Source organism: Microbacterium sp. SW12, assembly GCF_055391095.1.
In genome coordinates, this window is the sequence record NZ_AP024335.1 from 2,977,681 (window position 1) to 2,993,510 (window position 15,830).

Genomic DNA, 15,830 nt, shown 5'->3' on the forward strand with positions numbered 1-15,830 from the left:
ATCGTGATGGGCGCGGGCGTCTGTGCGCGCCGGTGCGGTCCAGTGTAGGCGCGGCGGCGGCCGGTGTCGCCGGGTAGCGTGGCTGCGTGCGGATCACGGTACTTTCGGGCGGCGTCGGCGGGGCTCGTTTCGTGAGCGGAGTGCGCGGGTGGGCGCGGCGGGATGCCGCGGCGCAGGGCCTTCCCGACGACGACGCTCACGACATCCGCGTGGTCGTGAACACCGGAGACGACTGGTGGCTAGCGGGCCTGCGGATCGCCCCCGACCATGACTCTCTGCTGTACTCGCTGAGCGGACAGAACGACCAGGATCGGGGATGGGGTCGGCGCGACGAGACGGAGCGCGTCGCGTCAGAACTCCAAACCTGGGGTGTGACGCCAGAGTGGTTCACCCTCGGGGATCTCGACCTCGGTGTGCACATCGCGCGCACCGCCTGGCTTCGGGGCGGAGTGCCGCTCGGAGAGGTCTATCGCCGACTCGGCGCGCGCTGGCAACTCGGGGCGACCCTCGTTCCGGCGACCGAGGATGAAATCGATACCTACGTGCACACTGCCGACGGCCAGCGTATGCATTTTCAGGAATGGTGGACGCGGCACCGCGCGAGCATCCCGGCGGTGAGGTTCGAGAACGCCGACATCGAGAGGGCGCGGCCAGCCGGCGAGGCCCTCGACGCCATCGCGGATGCCGACGTGATTCTTCTCGCGCCCTCGAACCCCGTCGTCTCGATCGGGCCGATCCTCGGTATCCCGGGGATGCGCGACGCGCTCCGCGCGGCATCCGCTCCCGTCGTCGGGGTCGCACCGGTCATCGGCGGTCGGGTCGTGCGGGGCATGGCTGACGCCTGCCTCACGGCGATCGGAGTCGATACGGATGCCGCCGCCATCGCCCGCCACTATGGCACCCGCCACGCGGGCGGCGTGCTCGATGGGTGGCTTGTCGCCGAAGAAGACGCGGCATCCGTCGCCGGGCTGACCGCGGACGGCATCGCGTCTCGCGCGGTTCCGCTGTGGATGCGGGATGCCGACACCTCGGCCACTCTCGCCGGCGACGCCATCGCGCTCGCGCAGAACCTGCGCTGAGGCTGGCGCCGCACTGCGGGGATCAGCTCACCCGCCCGGTCTTCTCTTGCCGCAACACGCCGTGTTCCTCTCCGAAGGCGCGGCGTGTCGCGACAAGTGTGCGGGGCAAGCGCCGGTCCCGCAGCGATTCACTTGCCCCAAACCGCGCAGTGCGCCAACGCTCCACGGCGTGTTGCGGCAAGCGAAGCCGTTGCGCCGAACCGACGGCGTGAGCCCGGGGGATCAGCCCCGGGACGCCCACCAGTCCCGCAGGCGCTTCTCGGCCTCGGCCTCGCCGAGCACTCCCTCATCCAGCCGCAGGTCAAGCAAGAACCGGTAAGCCTCGCCAACCTCGCGGCCGGGACCGATACCCAGCACCTCCTGGATCCGGTTCCCGTCGAGCTCGGGGCGCATCGCGTCGAGCTCCTCCTGCGCGGCAAGTTCAGCGATCCGTCGCTCGATGTCGTCATACGCGGATGCCAGACGCGCTGCCTTGCGCTTGTTGCGGGTCGTGACATCGGCGCGGGTCAGGATGTGGAGGCGCTCCAGTTCGTCGCCGGCATCCCGCACATATCGCCGCACCGCGGAGTCGGTCCACGCCCCCTCCGCGTACCCGAAGAACCGCAGGTGCAGCTCGATGAGCGTCGTGATCGTGTCGATCGTCGCCGCATCGAACCGCAGCTCCTTCAGGCGCTTACGCGCCATCCGCGCACCCTTGATGTCGTGGTGGTGGAACGTCACACCGCCGCCCGGCTCCAGGCGGCGCGTAGCGGGCTTGCCGATGTCGTGCAGCAGCGCAGCAAGCCGCAGCGGCACGTCGGGCTCGGCATCCGGATGCCGCTCGTGCTCGAGCTCGATCGCCTGACGCACGACCGTCAGCGAGTGCTCGTAGACATCCTTGTGGTGGTGGTGTTCGTCGATCTCGAGCCGCAGCGCCGGAACCTCGGGCAGGAACTGCTCCATCAGCCCCGTCTCGACAAGCAGACGGATGCCGCGCAACGGGTCATCGGTCTGCATGAGACGCACGAGCTCGCCGTGGATCCGCTCAGCGCTGACGATCCGGATGCTCTCGCGCAACCGCTGCATCGCCGAAACCGTCTCGGAATCGACGTCGAACGACAGCTGGGACGCGAACCGGGCGGCGCGCAGCATCCGGAGCGGATCGTCGCCGAAACTCACGGCGGGATCGGCCGGAGTTCGCAGTCGCTGTGCGAGGAGATCCTCGACTCCGCCGGAAGGATCGACGAGCTTTTGCGACGGAACCCGCAGCGCCATGGCGTTCACAGTGAAGTCGCGGCGCACGAGATCACCTTCGAGCGTGTCACCGAATTCGACAGTCGGTTTGCGGGTAACCCCGTCATAACTGTCGGCCCGATAGGTCGTGATCTCGACCTGCTCGGCACCTCCACCGGGAAGCGCAATCCGCGCCCCGATCGTGCCGAAATCCCGCCCGATGTCCCAGTGCGCCGTGCTCAACGGCGCAACAATGCGCAGGATGTCGTCGGGTCGCGCGTTCGTCGTGAAGTCGAGATCGTGCGTGGTTCGGCCCAGCAGCGCATCGCGCACCGGACCGCCGACGATCGCGAGTTCGAAGCCCGCTTCCTCGAACGCCGCCGCAACTGCAGCGACGACGGGAGAGGTGGCGAGGGCGCCCAGGCGCGCGACACCCTCAGCCATGTTCAGCATGGGACCGAGCCTACCGGTGGGGGTCCGTGGACTCCGCTGCGCGTAAACCCCCCAGCCGAGTTGTCCCTCGTCCAGCCGAGTTGCACTCCATTCAGCCGACTTGCACCTCCGGAGGAAGACCAACTCGGCGAAACAAAGACCAACTCGGCGAATCAAGGACAACTCGGGGAGACAAAGACCAACTGCGCGGTCCTGGAATCCGCTCCGCGGGGTGCGGGTCAGGGGGACATGCCCTCGCCGGCTGCGCCGGCTCCCGCCAGACCCGGTGCCAGCCCCCTGACCCGCACCCCGCTCCGCTCCGTGTTTCCGCTCGGATCAGTCGCTCGGCGACCCAGCGTCGGCTCGCACCAGACCCGGCGCCAGCAGCGAGGCTCAGGCGACGGGGTCGAGGAAGCCGAGGAAGGCGAGTTCGCGGACCCGCGGCAGCAGGTCGGCACGAAGTGCTGCGGCATCCACCTCGAGCAGCTCGGCTATCGCGTCGATGAGCACTCCGACTAGGAGGTCACCGTCGCACGCACCGACGAGCGCCGCGAGACCCGGATCGACCGTGAGCGTGCGGCCGAAACCCCGACCCTGATGCAGCTCGATGACGGTGGGGTCTTCAGCGCCGGGCACGAAATGGCGCGCTTCCGTGACGTCAGGGGCGGTCGTGAAAACGGATGCCGCGAGCCCGACGTCATCGCGGATTCCCAGCACATCGTGCACCGCGAGGGCCCGGGCAAGGTCCGCGCCCAGCCCCTCCTGCGGGGAGGGCGAGCTCACGCGCTCGAAACGCGACAGGGGAGCCGTGCCCGCCCCGGGCCGGCGCAGCAGAACATAACCGAAGCCGATGCCGGTCACCCGGCGTTCCTCGAAATCCTCCAGCCACAGGTCGATGAGTGCGGCGTACTCGGGCGAGCCCGGCGGCGTACCGCCATCGCGCACCCACAACTGCGCATAGTCGAGGGGGCTGAGGATCTCGCGTTCGATGATCCAGGCATCCATCGGCACGGATGCCGCCGCCACCCATTCCCGCACGCGGTCGAGGCCATCGCGGCCGTCGCGATACTCCCAGTTGCCCAGGAACTGCGCGATGCCGCCGTCGGCGAGCACGCCGGCCACTCCGGTGACGACCTGACGCACGAGATCATCCCCGACAGCGCCGCCGTCGCGGTATTCGTAGGCGGGAGCCGAGACCCCGTCGGCGGTTGCACCGCGCGGGGTGATGACAAACGGCGGATTCGAGACCACACGGTCGAACCGCTCGCCGGCGACCGGGTCGAAGAGGCTGCCGTGGCGCACATCGATGCCGTCAGCGCCGTTGAGTGCGGCGCTCAGGCGCGCGAACCCCAGTGCACGGCTCGAGATGTCGGTCGCGACGACCTGGTCGGCGTAGAGGCGCGCGCGAAGGGCCTGGATGCCGCATCCGGTGCCGAGGTCCAGCACTCGTCCCGCCGGCGTGGGCAGCTGCAGGGCCGCGAGGGTCAGCGACGCCCCACCAACCCCGAGCACATGATCGGTCGGCAACGCGCCCTCGAGGGCCGCTTCGTCGAGATCACTCGCAATCCACCACTCGCCAGCATCGGCATCCGTCTCGCCGCCCCACTCCTGCGGTCTGACCAGGGCGGCCGGCACCACTGTCTCACCGTCGATCATCGCGAGACCGAGCGTGACGAGTCCTACAGCTCCGGTGCGGGGCAGTGCACCGTCGACGGGGCTCACCGGCTGCGGCATCCCGAGTCCGAGCAGGCGTGCGAGGGTTGCAAGAGCGTCGTCGCGTGGCGCGAGCGCACGGACGGCCGGCCCCCGCAGACCGCGCCCAATCGCGGCATCGCCCACGGAACCCCAGGCGTTCCGCAAGGCCTCGGCCGTGTAGCCGGCGGCTGTCAGGTCAGACGCCAGGGCGGCGCACGTCGTGGAGTCGGGATGAAGGGGCATCGTCACGGATCCATTCAAGCGCGGACGGCCTGCGGGATGCTCCGAGGCGCGGACCGTAGAATTCCGGCGGGATCCGCACGATCAGCGGTCGTCCCGCGATACGACATGACCGCGCCCACCCCGCTCCCCGCATCCGCGCCTCCCGGCCACCCTGTGCCGCGCCGCCGCACCGGTCTCAGCGGACTCGTACGCCGCCTCTCGGCAACTGTCGCGATCGGGGTGCTCTTTGCAGCCGGCGGGCTCGCGACGGATGCCACGCCAGCCGCTGCCGCAGCAACGCCGACCCCGACGGCAACCGCCGTTGATCCGCAACTCGTAGCGGCTCCCCTCTCTGGCGGTGTTGTTTCACCCGGCGACTCGCTCGCCCTCTCGATCGGCCTCACCGCAGGATCCACGCCGCTAGCCGCGACGCAGGCGACCGTCGCGATCGGCACCGAACCCCTGACCACCAGGACCGACGTCGGTGACTGGCTCGCCTCCCCCCTGACCGAGCGCACCCCGACGATCGTCGGCACCGCGTCGCTCGACCCTGCCGCGGCCGGTGAGCGCACGAGCGCCATCGTGCGCGTCCCCGCAACCGACCCGGTGCTCACCGACCGCACCCCCGGCGTCTACCCCGTGCTCGCGAACGTCACGGTGGCGGGGCGCACCCTGCGGGCTGCGTCAGTCTTCGTCGTGCCCACCGGGGCGGCCTCGGATGTCGCGGTCATCGTGCCGATCACTGCCCCACCGACGGGCCGAGGCCTGCTCAGCGCCGACGACCTGGCATCACTGACCGCTGAGGACGGCGCATTGACCGCGGTGCTCACCGGTGTTCAGGGAACTGACGCGATCCTCGCGGTCGACCCCGCGATCCTTGCCGCGATCCGGGCCCTCGGCACCACCGCCCCGGCGACCGCTCGAGACTGGCTCGCACGCTTCGAGGCGCTCCCCAACGACCGGTTCGCGCTGCAGTTCGGCGACGCCGACCCCTCGGCCCAGGTCGCCGCCGGGGTTGTGCCGCCGCTGGCACCGACCTCGCTTGCCGCCTACATCGACCCGGCCGGCTTCTCGGGCAACGATCCCGAGCCGACTCCCACCGCCACCGCGACGCCGTCCAAATCCGACACGGATGACGAGTCCGGGCTCCCCACGCTCGACAAGCTCCTGGACGTCGGCGCCACAACCGACATCTGGTGGCCCGACGCTGTCACTGCCGAGGTCGTGGCCGCACTCGGCGCAGGCGGGGCACTGACACTCACCGACACGACAGCCATCGCAGCCCCGTCGCCTGCGGCGCATGCTCGCGCCGGCGATGCAGGCCTGCTCGTCGCCGATGCCGACGTGAGCGCCGTGCTCTCGACGGCTGCCGTGAGCGCCGATGCGCTTGACCGCGCGGCAGCCCTCGCCGAGGCATCCGCCCTTGAGGCGCTCCCCGTGACGGGAAGCGCGACGGTGGTTGCCCTCGACCGCAACCCGACGCGCAGTGCCGTCGCGCTGCGTGCTGCCATCGACGCGGCTCAGGCCCTCCCGGGCGCACGGCCGCTGGGACTCGCCGCTCTGATCAGCAGCGAATCGAGGGAGGTGACCATCACCGACCAACCCCTCGCCACGACGCGGATCGAGGTCGTTCCGACGCTGCTGGACGGTGAGCAGCGCATCGAGTCCTTCGCCAGTGTCATCGCGGAGCCGTCACTGCTGACGGGTGCCGAGCGCGCCGAGATCCTGCAGCTCCTGAGTCTCGGCTGGACGGGGCAGGATGCCGCGTGGGCCGACGCCCTCGACGCGCATGCCGAGGCCACGCGGGCTACCCTCTCGTCGGTTGCGATCCTGCCGCCGAGCCCGATCCAGCTGGTCGCCGCCGACGCCGAGATCCCCGTGGGCATCAAGAATGACCTGCCCTATCCCGTGACCGTCACCCTGCACGCCCGCAGCGATGACCTGCGACTCGAGGTCACCGAAAGCAGCGAGGTCGAGATCGGACCGCAACAGAGCACGCGCGCCTCGCTCCCCGTGAAGGCGCGGGTTGGCAGCGGCACCGTCGAGGTGGATCTGTCACTGACCAGCCCCACCGGCGTCCGTATCGGCACCGACCAGTCGCTGGAAGTGAACGTGCGCGCCGACTGGGAGACGATCGGGCTCGTCATCCTGTCGGTCCTTGCGGCGGCGTTCCTCGCTATCGGCGCGATTCGAACCGTCCGTCGCATTCGTCGCCGCCCCGAGAGCGGGGGCCCTGAGACCGCAGCAACCGACACCGCGGGCGCCGACACCGCGACGGATGCCGACAGCACCGCGCCGAAGGAGCAGTCGTGAGTTCGATCGGGCGTGCAAGCACCCTCATCGCCGCCGGCACGCTGGTGTCGCGGCTCACCGGGTTCCTGCGTTCGATGGTGCTCGTCGCGGCCGTCGGCTCCGTGGGGAGCCGCGCCGCTGACGCCTTCACGATCGCGAATCAGCTACCGAACAACCTCTACGCGATCATCTCGACGGGCCTGCTGACCGCGGTCGTCGTGCCGCAGATCGTGCAAGCTGCCGCGCACGCCGACGGCGGCCGCGCCTTCATCTCGAAACTGTTCACCCTCGGCACCGTCGCCCTGGTTGTGACCACCGCCATTGGCACGGTCGCGGCTCCCCTCCTCGTGCAGCTGTATGCGTCGCAGTTCACGCCCTCCCAGTTCGCGCTGGCTACCGCATTCGCGTACTGGTGCATCCCGCAGCTGCTGTTCTACGGGCTCTACGCGCTGCTCGGCGAAATCCTGAACGCCCGGAGGGTGTACGGCCCGTTCACCTGGGCCCCGATCGCCAACAACGTCATCTCGATCGCGGGATTCGGCGCCTTCATCGTGATCTTCGGCGGCCCGGTCACCGAGGTATCCGACTGGACACCGACGATGATTGCGCTGCTCGCCGGAACCGCCACCCTCGGCATCGTCGTGCAGGCAGCAGTGCTCATGGTCTTCTGGGTGCGAGCCGGATTGCATCTGCGCCCCGACTTCGCGTGGCGGGGCGTGGGTCTTCGCAACATCGGTCGCCTCGCCGGCTGGACCTTCCTCATGGTGATCGTCGGGCAGATCGCCGGGATCGTGCAGAGCCAGATCATGTCGGTCGTGTCTGGTGACGCGCCCGCCGCCACCGTCGCCGCGAACGCGTGGCTGCTGTACATGCTGCCCTTCTCGGTGTTCGTCCTGTCGATCGGCACCCCCTACTTCACACAGCTGAGCGAGCATGCCGCCGCTGGCCGAGACGAAGAGGTCCGCACCGACATCGCGCGCAGCATCCGTCTTCTCGGCCTGTTCATGGTGATCTCCACCGCGGTCCTCGCCGCCGCCGCAGTACCGGCCTCCCGAATCTTCACCACCACTCCGGACTACGCCGTGGATGCGTCGTGGGTGCTGCTGGCTTTCCTCGTCGGGCTCATCCCCCAGACCGTCCTGTTCATCATCGGACGCGTCTTCTACGCCTACAACGACACGCGAACCCCGTTCTTCTTCACCCTCGTGCAGGCGAGCATCGTCATGATCACGGCGGTGCTCGCACTGAACCTGCCGACAGCATTCGTCACCGCCGGCATCGCGCTCGGTCAGTCCCTCGCCGTGTGCGTCCAGCTCTCCCTGGCCACCTGGTTTCTGCGTCGGCGTCTGTCTCGCATCGGAATCCGGCGATGGATGCCGTCCCTTGCCCTGTTTGCCGCAGCTGCTGTTCCCGCGGGTCTCGTCGGCTGGGGCGTGTACCTCCTGTCCGGCGCTGAAACCAGCTGGATGCTCGAGAACCAGGTAACCGGCGCACTCGGCTCTGCTCTGATCGGCATCGTCGCCCTGGCGGTCTACGTCGGCATCCTCGCCCTGCTGCGCGTTCCCGAGCTCACGACGGCATGGCAGACCGTCCGGCGGATCATCTCTCGGCGGTGAACGTCGCTCGACTGAGCCGTGAATGACACTGCGGGCAACCAGGCCCGGGGGGAATGCCGCGCGGATAGCATGTGTTGAAGCATCCGGAACCGCAACGAAGGGTCGCTCATGCGCAATGTCATCATCATCGGGTCCGGTCCTGCCGGGTACACCGCAGCTATCTATGCGGCCCGGGGTGGGCACCAGCCGCTCGTTATCGCCAGCTCGGTGGAAGCCGGTGGCGAGCTCATGAACACCACCGAGGTGGAGAACTTCCCCGGCTTTCCCGACGGCATCATGGGTCCCGACCTGATGGCAAAAATGCAGGCCCAGGCCGAAAAATTCGGCTCCGAGATCGTCTATGACGACGTCGTTTCCGTGTCGCTCGACGGTGCAGTGAAGTCCGTCACCCTTGGGTCGGGCGCGACCCACGACGCTCACGCCGTGATCTTCGCGACAGGTTCCGCCCCGCGCAAGCTCGGCATCGAGGGCGAGAAGACCTTCTCGGGTCGCGGCGTCTCCTACTGCGCCACCTGCGACGGGTTCTTCTTCCGGGAGCGCGTCATCGCGGTCGTGGGCGGGGGCGACTCGGCGATGGAGGAGGCGACGTTCCTGACCAAGTTCGCCTCGAAGGTCTACATCATTCACCGCCGCGACGAGCTTCGGGCGTCCAAGATCATGCAGGATCGTGCGTTCGCCAACGAGAAGATCGAGTTCATCTTGAACAGCGAGATCATCGACATCAGCGGCGGGGACCAGGTGACTGGCGCGACGCTGCGTAACACCGTCACCGGCGAGACCTCGGAGCTCGCCCTCGACGGGATCTTCGTGGCGATCGGGCACGACCCGCGCACGCACCTCGTGCACGGCGTGCTCGAACTCACCGAAGACGGCACGATCCAGCTCGAAGGTCGGTCGTCGCGCACGTCGGTCCCCGGCGTTTTCGCCGCCGGCGATGTCATCGACCCGACGTACCGACAGGCTGTCACCGCGGCGGGCTCCGGCGCCGTCGCAGCTCTGGATGTGGAGCACTACCTCGCCGCTCTTCTCGAAGACGCCACCGACCCCCTCCCTGACGAGCCCGTCGACGTCCCCTCCGAGGCATTGGCCTGAGCGCCGCGCACGCATCGGAACAATCGCGCCCCCTGACGCGTTTTCATAACTGAACGTTTTGACGAAGGAGAACACATGAGTGCCTCAGCTACGACCTCGGCGACGTGGGACCAGGATGTCCTGCAGGCCGAAGGCCCCGTTCTTGTCGACTTCTGGGCAGCGTGGTGCGGCCCGTGTCGCATGGTCGCCCCGGTGCTGGATGAAATCCAGGCCGAGCACCCCGACAAGATCACGATCCTCAAGCTCAACGTCGACGAGAACCCCGACCTCGCGATGAAGTATCAGATCACCTCGATCCCCGCCATGAAGGTCTTCCAGGGCGGCGAGGTCAAGACGACGATCATTGGTGCAAAGCCCAAGTACGCACTGGAACAGGATCTCGCCGAGTTCATCGGCTGACCCTTCGTTCCCACAGGATGCCGCGGTTCCCTCAGGGTCCGCGGCATCCGTCATTTCTGGGCCCTGCGCGGTGTGCGTCTTCCGCGCGGGGTCGCGCTGACGGATCGCCTCACGGAACGTCGGGAAGCAGGGAATCCCACGTGCGGTGGCGCGCGGAGCCGAGAAGCCGCCACACCGCACGGGTGAGCGGCGGGTAGTCCAGCGCGATCTGCCGGAGCACCCGGTAGTGACGGATGCCGGTTGAGGGCAAGCCGGTGGTGAGGATGTTCTCGGCACGCAGCATCAGAACGACGAGTTCATCCACGGTGGGGAGATCGTCCATGAACTCCCAGGGATCTTCGCCCGCGCGCAACCGCTCCTCGACCAGAACCGACAGTTCATCAGCCGCTTCGGCGCGCAGCAGCTCGAGACTCGCCCGACGAGTCGGGGCCGAATTCTCGCGCGTCATTACTCCAGCGTACGTCGCTCTGAGGCTACGTCGCCCGGATGTGGATGATCAGGAACCGAAGCCCTCGACACCGAGCTCGTCGAGAATGCGGTTGAGGTCCTGAATACTTGCGAAGTCGATGCTGATCTGGCCTTTTTTTGCAGCGAGTGTGATCTTCACCCGAGTGTCGAGGCGATCACCGAGCCTCTCAGCCAACTCGTCGAGGTGACCGCGGCGGCCCCCAGCCTGAGGCTTCGCAGGCTTACGGCCAGCGGATGCCACGCCCTTCGCTGCAGCTTCAGCCTCACGGACCGACAGGTCTTCGTTCACGATCTTGTCAGCGAGACGCGCCATGGCGTCATCTCCCTCGACCGACAAGATGGCGCGCGCGTGTCCGGCGCTGATGACCCCGGCTGCCACGCGCTGCTGCACGGGGATCGGCAGCTTGAGTAGGCGGATCGTGTTGCTGATCTGGGGCCTGGAGCGACCTATGCGTCCCGCGAGCTCCTCCTGCGTGATGCCGAAGTCCTCGAGCAACTGCTGGTAGGCCGACGCCTCTTCCAGCGGATTCAGCTGTGAGCGGTGCAGATTCTCCAGCAGAGCGTCCCGCAGGAGATGCTCGTCTGCAGTGTCGCGGACGATCGCTGGGATCGAGTCGAGTCCCGCCTCCCGGGAAGCCCGAGTGCGTCGCTCGCCCATGATGAGCTCATAGGTCCCGTCACCGCGATCGCGGACCACGACGGGCTGGAGCACACCGAACTCGCGCACACTGTGGACGAGCTCCGCGAGTTCGTCAGGGTCGAAGTTCGTGCGGGGCTGGCGCGGATTGGGAACTATCGTGTTCGGGTCGATGTGGATCAGCCGGGCTCCCGGTACCGTGACGAGATCCTCCGCGGGAGGCGCCTCCGGGAAGAACACGTCTACCGGCCGACTCTCGCCCTGATCGGCGGTAGGGATGAGAGCGCCGATTCCTCGACCGAGTCCCGTTCGCTTGGCCATCACTCGTCCCTTTCCTCAGCGTCGCGATCCGGGGCTGAACCCTCGGCGTCGACATCCGCGCTATCCGCACGGTGATCCCGTCGGACGATCTCCACTGCCGCCTCGCGATAGGCCACCGCCCCGACCGACTGACCATCGTAGGCGATCACAGTCTGCCCGAAGCTCGGGGCCTCGGAGATGCGCACCGAACGGGGGATGACGGTGGTGAGCACCTGGTTCGGGAAGTGCGCGCGGACTTCGTCAGCAACCTGCTGCGAGAGGCGGGTACGCCCGTCGTACATGGTGAGAAGAATCGTCGAGAGCGTCAGTGTGGGATTCAGATGCTTCTGAATCATCGACACCGTCCCCATCAGCTGGCTGAGCCCCTCGAGCGCGTAGTACTCACACTGGATCGGAATGAGTACTTCGTCTGCGGCGGTGAAGGCGTTGATCGTGAGCAGGCCGAGCGAGGGCGGACAGTCGATGAGCACGATGTCGATATCCGCGCCCTTCTTCGACAGGTACTTCTCCAGCGCGGTACGCAGCCGTCGTTCGCGAGCAACGAGCGAAACGAGCTCGATCTCGGCGCCAGCCAGATGGATCGTGCTCGGTGCACAGAACAACCGGGGGGACTCGGGACTCTGCTGGACGACCTGGGACAGCGGTCGCTCCTCGACCAGAACGTCGTACACGCTCGGGGTCTCCGCGTTGTGCGGGATGCTGAGCGCCGTGGATGCATTGCCCTGGGGGTCCAAGTCGACGACCAGCACCCGGGCACCCATGTGCGCGAATGCCGCTGCGAGGTTGACGGTCGACGTTGTCTTACCTACGCCGCCCTTCTGATTCGACACCGTGAAGATCCGTCGTCGACCCGCGTACTCCAGCGGGATCGCGTCAAGGGCCCGACGACGGGCGGTGAGGTCTGCGAGCTCGCGTGCCAAGGGGGTGTCGTAGAACGAGTCCGTCGCGGGATCCTCGTCGTGTTTCACGTGAAACGCTCCGATCGGGTCAAGGGCTTCTCTACTCTACGTGCGGCTTCCGACCCGGCCCGGGGTCGATCCGATGGCTCACCGTTCCACGTGAAACATGCTGCCGCACTCATGACTGCCTCGAGCGGCTCAGCCACCGACGGTGGCGTGAACGACACGGGTTGTCTCGTCGAGAACGCCCTCTCCGAGAGTGAGTACCCCGACGTCGGTGAGTCCGAATCGACGGATCTGCTTCTGGGCGGCTTCGATCTCCGCCTCGGCACCTCGCCCCTTGAAGAGCATGAGCCTTCCTCCGGGACGAACCAGCGGAGCCGTCATGGGAATCAGCGTGCGAAGCGCACTCACAGCACGCGCAGTGACGACATCGACGGATGCCTCGGGCGCCCATTCCTCCGCACGAGCACGAACCACGGTGACGTTGCCGAGACCCAAAGCGTCGGCTTGCTCCGTCAACCAGGCGACGCGCCGCTCCATCGGCTCGACCAACGTCCACGTGACGTCGGGTCGGGCGATAGCCAGGACGATTCCCGGGAGGCCCGCCCCCGAGCCGATGTCAGCAGCGCGCCCATCGAAGAGGGGGGCAGCGATCGCACTATTCAGAATGTGCCGCGTCCACAGTCGCGGAAGCTCCAGGGGACCGATGAGTCCTCGGGTCTCGCCCTGCTCGGCCAAAGCCGCCGTGAACTCACGGGCAAGGTCGATCCGCTCACCGAACAGGGCAGCCGCTGCGGCGGGTTCGGCCTCAAGAGTGGTCATCGATGTTTCACGTGAAACGCGCACTCAGGCGCGGCGGATCACGGTGTGTCGATCGGCGCCCTCGCCGTACGACTCGGAGACAAGGCCACGCTCGGCGACAAGGTCGTGGATGAGCTTGCGCTCGTAGCTCGACATCGGGGGGAGCGAGGCCTGCGACGCACCCTCGTCCAGCCGAGCGACAGCACGATCCACGAGGGCATCGAGCTCTCGCTGACGCGTGTCGCGAGAACCGCCGATGTCCAGGATCAGGCGCGAGAAGCGCCCGGTACGGTTCTGCACAGCAATGCGCGTGAGTTCCTGGAGCGCCTGGACGGTCGTCGGGTCGGCTAGAGCACCCAGATCTGCCGCTCCCTCACCGCCGTCCTGCTCGATAGAGACGTACGCGCGACCGTTGCGAACGTCCAGGGCGAGGTCGCCATCGATGTCCGCGATGTCGAGGAGTCCTTCAAGGAAGTCGGCGGCAACGTCGCCTTCCTGCTCCAGGTCTTCGATCGTCGCCTCTGCGCGAGACGAAGCGGTGTCGGGGGTCGTTGTCATCTCCACCCTCTTGTTCCTACTTGTTCGATTCCGGTGAGGGTGATGGGCCCTCCGCTGCACTGCCCGTGGGGCGCGGATTCTGTGGCCGAGAGGTGGCGCCGCCAGCGGAGCGGTTACCCTGCTTCTTCGCGCGCTGCTTACTCATCGGCTGCTCACGCTTCGGAGCCTGAGCCTTCGCCTTCTCAGCCTCTTCCAGCAGTCGCTGCTGCTCGGCCAAGTACTTGTCCATCGGCACGACCTTGCCGCTGGAGTCGATCGCCTTGCCCTTGCGAGCCAGTCGCTCCTCGCGCTGCTTCGCCGCCTCGGAGCCCGGGGTCGGCATCTCACGGATGACGATGAACTGCTGAACCATCGTCCAGATGTTGCTGGTGAACCAGTAGAGCACGACACCCAGCGGGAAGAAGACACCCGAGAAGACGAACGCGAACGGCAGGACCCACAGCATGATGCGCTGCATCTGGTAGGCCTGGCCGGTCTTGGCCTCGGGGGAGAGGTTCTTGGAGATGATCTGGAGCTGCGTGAAGAACTGCGAGGCGATCATCAGGATGACGAGCACGACGAGGATCATCACGGCAGGCGTGTTGCCGGTGTTCCAGGCGTCGATGAGGGTCTCGTGCAGGGACGCAACTCCGAAGAGGGAGGCGTCGTAGAACTGCTTGGTGAGCTCCGGGCCGAGCACGCCGACACCACCGAGACCGAGTTCGGCGTTGACCTTGACGCTGCTGAGCACGGAGTACAGCGAGAAGAACACCGGCATCTGCACGAGCAGCGGAAGGCACCCGGAAACGGGGCTCGTCCCGTGCTTCTTGTACAACGCCATCGTCTCGCGGCTCATGGCCTCGCGAGAGAGCTGATCCTTCTTGCCGCGGTACTTGTCCTGGATCTTGCGGAGCTCGGGAGCGATCTCCATCATCTTGCGCTGCGACTTGATCTGCTTGACGAACAGCGGGATGAGTGCGGCACGCACGACGACGACGAGGCCGACGATCGCCAAGACCCAGGTGATGCCCTCGGCCGGAGGCAGTCCGATCGCGGTGAAGAGCCAGTGCCACGCGACGAGGATGAGTTCGACTACCCACTTCAGTGGCCACAGGATGATGCCGAACAGATCGAAGCCGCCGCCGGCCGCCGCGGTGGGCGACGGAGAGGGGGTCGCATTGGCGAGGAGATCCAGCAAGGATCAGTCCTTTCTGCGTGGCACGACGAACCCGTGCCGGGTGAGATCGAAGGGGAAGTGCTCGTGGGGTGGAACGTCATCGACGCCACCCTTCGCCCACGGATGGCATCGACTCAGCCGTGCCGCCGCGAGGGCTGCTCCCTTGAGAGCGCCGTGCTGTTGTACAGCGCCGACGGCATAGGCCGAGCACGAGGGATAGTACCGGCACACGTCGCCGTAAAGGTGGGAGATCGTCGCACGGTATCCGTGCAACAGCGCAAGCACGGCGTTGCGAGGAACAAGGGGAACAGCCCGAGCCACGTCGGCGGAATCGAGGTGCGCGTGGCCGAGAGCGTACGAGGGCAGCTGACTCATCGACGCTCTCCCGTGAGACAGCGCTTGACCTCGCTGGCGAGAACGTCGTACGGTGCGTCAGCCGCGGCGGGCAATGCGCGGATGACGACCTGGGACCCCGGGCGGACCTCATCGACGAGGCCGGCACTGATCGCCTTCAGCCGTCGACGCACAGTGTTGCGCGTGACCGCAGAGCCGACCTGCTTACTGACGATGAAGCCGAACCGAGACGGCCCGGCATCCACCGAAACCGTCGTATAGCTCATGAGGTGCGCAGCCACACACCGGCGACCCCGGCGGACGACGGAACGATAGTCCGCGCCCCGGGTGATCCGGTGGGCGCGCGCAAGCACTGTGAGGTCAGGCCGAGAGTTCGCTGCGACCCTTGGCGCGGCGAGCCGAGAGGATGGCACGGCCGGCGCGGGTGCGCATGCGGGCGCGGAAGCCGTGCTTCTTGGCGCGGCGGCGGTTGTTGGGCTGGAACGTACGCTTGCTCATGAGATCACTTCCGGATGTGGTGTCGCCGGGATGCTCACACCGGGACGATGAATCGGGGACGGCCGCGAGGGCACAAGTCAACCGACTAAGGGTACG

The 15,830-nt window shown here is 67.4% G+C and carries 16 protein-coding genes; 5 read left to right on the forward strand and 11 right to left on the reverse strand.

The genetic code is table 11. From position 1 onward, the window contains the following. Positions 1 to 86: 86 nt before the first annotated feature. Entirely contained in the window at positions 87 to 1,079 is a 993-nt protein-coding gene (gene cofD, locus MICSW_RS15105) for a 2-phospho-L-lactate transferase (protein WP_375236547.1), read from the forward strand. 222 nt (positions 1,080 to 1,301) lie between these two features. On the opposite strand, the gene MICSW_RS15110 is transcribed toward cofD, so the two are convergent. Beyond that, the gene (locus MICSW_RS15110; protein WP_347424173.1) at positions 1,302 to 2,744 is read right to left on the reverse strand and encodes a CCA tRNA nucleotidyltransferase; all 1,443 of its coding nucleotides are present in this window, start codon (positions 2,742 to 2,744) and stop codon (positions 1,302 to 1,304) included. A 372-nt stretch (positions 2,745 to 3,116) separates the two neighbouring features. Then, the gene (locus MICSW_RS15115; RefSeq protein ID WP_464498434.1) at positions 3,117 to 4,661 is read right to left on the reverse strand and encodes a DUF7059 domain-containing protein; all 1,545 of its coding nucleotides are present in this window, start codon (positions 4,659 to 4,661) and stop codon (positions 3,117 to 3,119) included. A 105-nt stretch (positions 4,662 to 4,766) separates the two neighbouring features. Here MICSW_RS15115 and MICSW_RS15120 point away from each other — a divergent pair, with 105 nt between their 5' ends. From MICSW_RS15120 to trxA, 4 genes are all read left to right on the forward strand, one after another. Beyond that, complete coding sequence (locus MICSW_RS15120; RefSeq protein ID WP_464496425.1) at positions 4,767 to 6,953, forward strand: DUF6049 family protein; 2,187 nt, start codon at positions 4,767 to 4,769, stop codon at positions 6,951 to 6,953. Then, positions 6,950 to 8,548: a murein biosynthesis integral membrane protein MurJ gene (gene murJ, locus MICSW_RS15125; protein ID WP_292729104.1), complete on the forward strand. Its 1,599-nt coding sequence runs from the start codon at positions 6,950 to 6,952 to the stop codon at positions 8,546 to 8,548. Before MICSW_RS15120 ends, murJ begins: the two co-directional genes overlap by 4 nt. Positions 8,549 to 8,656: 108 nt before the next feature. Further along, entirely contained in the window at positions 8,657 to 9,640 is a 984-nt protein-coding gene (trxB, locus tag MICSW_RS15130) for a thioredoxin-disulfide reductase (protein WP_228179201.1), read from the forward strand. 75 nt (positions 9,641 to 9,715) lie between these two features. Continuing rightward, the gene (gene trxA, locus MICSW_RS15135) at positions 9,716 to 10,039 is read left to right on the forward strand and encodes a thioredoxin (RefSeq protein ID WP_228179202.1); all 324 of its coding nucleotides are present in this window, start codon (positions 9,716 to 9,718) and stop codon (positions 10,037 to 10,039) included. A gap of 109 nt (positions 10,040 to 10,148) precedes the next feature. On the opposite strand, the gene MICSW_RS15140 is transcribed toward trxA, so the two are convergent. From MICSW_RS15140 to rpmH, 9 genes are all read right to left on the reverse strand, one after another. Then, positions 10,149 to 10,487: a tryptophan synthase subunit alpha gene (locus MICSW_RS15140; RefSeq protein WP_228179203.1), complete on the reverse strand. Its 339-nt coding sequence runs from the start codon at positions 10,485 to 10,487 to the stop codon at positions 10,149 to 10,151. 48 nt (positions 10,488 to 10,535) lie between these two features. Beyond that, on the reverse strand, positions 10,536 to 11,465 hold the full coding sequence (locus MICSW_RS15145) for a ParB/RepB/Spo0J family partition protein (RefSeq protein ID WP_464496426.1): 930 nt from the start codon (positions 11,463 to 11,465) through the stop codon (positions 10,536 to 10,538). Continuing rightward, entirely contained in the window at positions 11,465 to 12,433 is a 969-nt protein-coding gene (locus MICSW_RS15150) for a ParA family protein (RefSeq protein WP_292729093.1), read from the reverse strand. Before MICSW_RS15150 ends, MICSW_RS15145 begins: the two co-directional genes overlap by 1 nt. A 129-nt stretch (positions 12,434 to 12,562) precedes the next feature. Continuing rightward, positions 12,563 to 13,189: a 16S rRNA (guanine(527)-N(7))-methyltransferase RsmG gene (gene rsmG, locus MICSW_RS15155; protein WP_228179205.1), complete on the reverse strand. Its 627-nt coding sequence runs from the start codon at positions 13,187 to 13,189 to the stop codon at positions 12,563 to 12,565. 24 nt (positions 13,190 to 13,213) lie between these two features. Next, positions 13,214 to 13,726, reverse strand: coding sequence for a Jag family protein (locus MICSW_RS15160; protein ID WP_228179206.1), 513 nt, complete (start codon positions 13,724 to 13,726; stop codon positions 13,214 to 13,216). Positions 13,727 to 13,742: 16 nt separating this feature from the next. Further along, on the reverse strand, positions 13,743 to 14,900 hold the full coding sequence (yidC, locus tag MICSW_RS15165; protein WP_374198033.1) for a membrane protein insertase YidC: 1,158 nt from the start codon (positions 14,898 to 14,900) through the stop codon (positions 13,743 to 13,745). 6 nt (positions 14,901 to 14,906) lie between these two features. Further along, a complete protein-coding gene (gene yidD, locus MICSW_RS15170) occupies positions 14,907 to 15,257 on the reverse strand; it encodes a membrane protein insertion efficiency factor YidD (RefSeq protein ID WP_228179208.1) in 351 nt (116 codons plus the stop codon). Then, a complete protein-coding gene (gene rnpA, locus MICSW_RS15175) occupies positions 15,254 to 15,589 on the reverse strand; it encodes a ribonuclease P protein component (RefSeq protein ID WP_228179209.1) in 336 nt (111 codons plus the stop codon). The genes yidD and rnpA overlap by 4 nt, the downstream gene beginning before the upstream one ends. A gap of 7 nt (positions 15,590 to 15,596) precedes the next feature. After that, positions 15,597 to 15,734 carry a 50S ribosomal protein L34 gene (rpmH, locus tag MICSW_RS15180; protein ID WP_193597422.1) on the reverse strand — a complete coding sequence of 46 codons (138 nt, stop codon included), beginning with the start codon at positions 15,732 to 15,734 and terminating at the stop codon, positions 15,597 to 15,599. Positions 15,735 to 15,830: the final 96 nt, after the last annotated feature.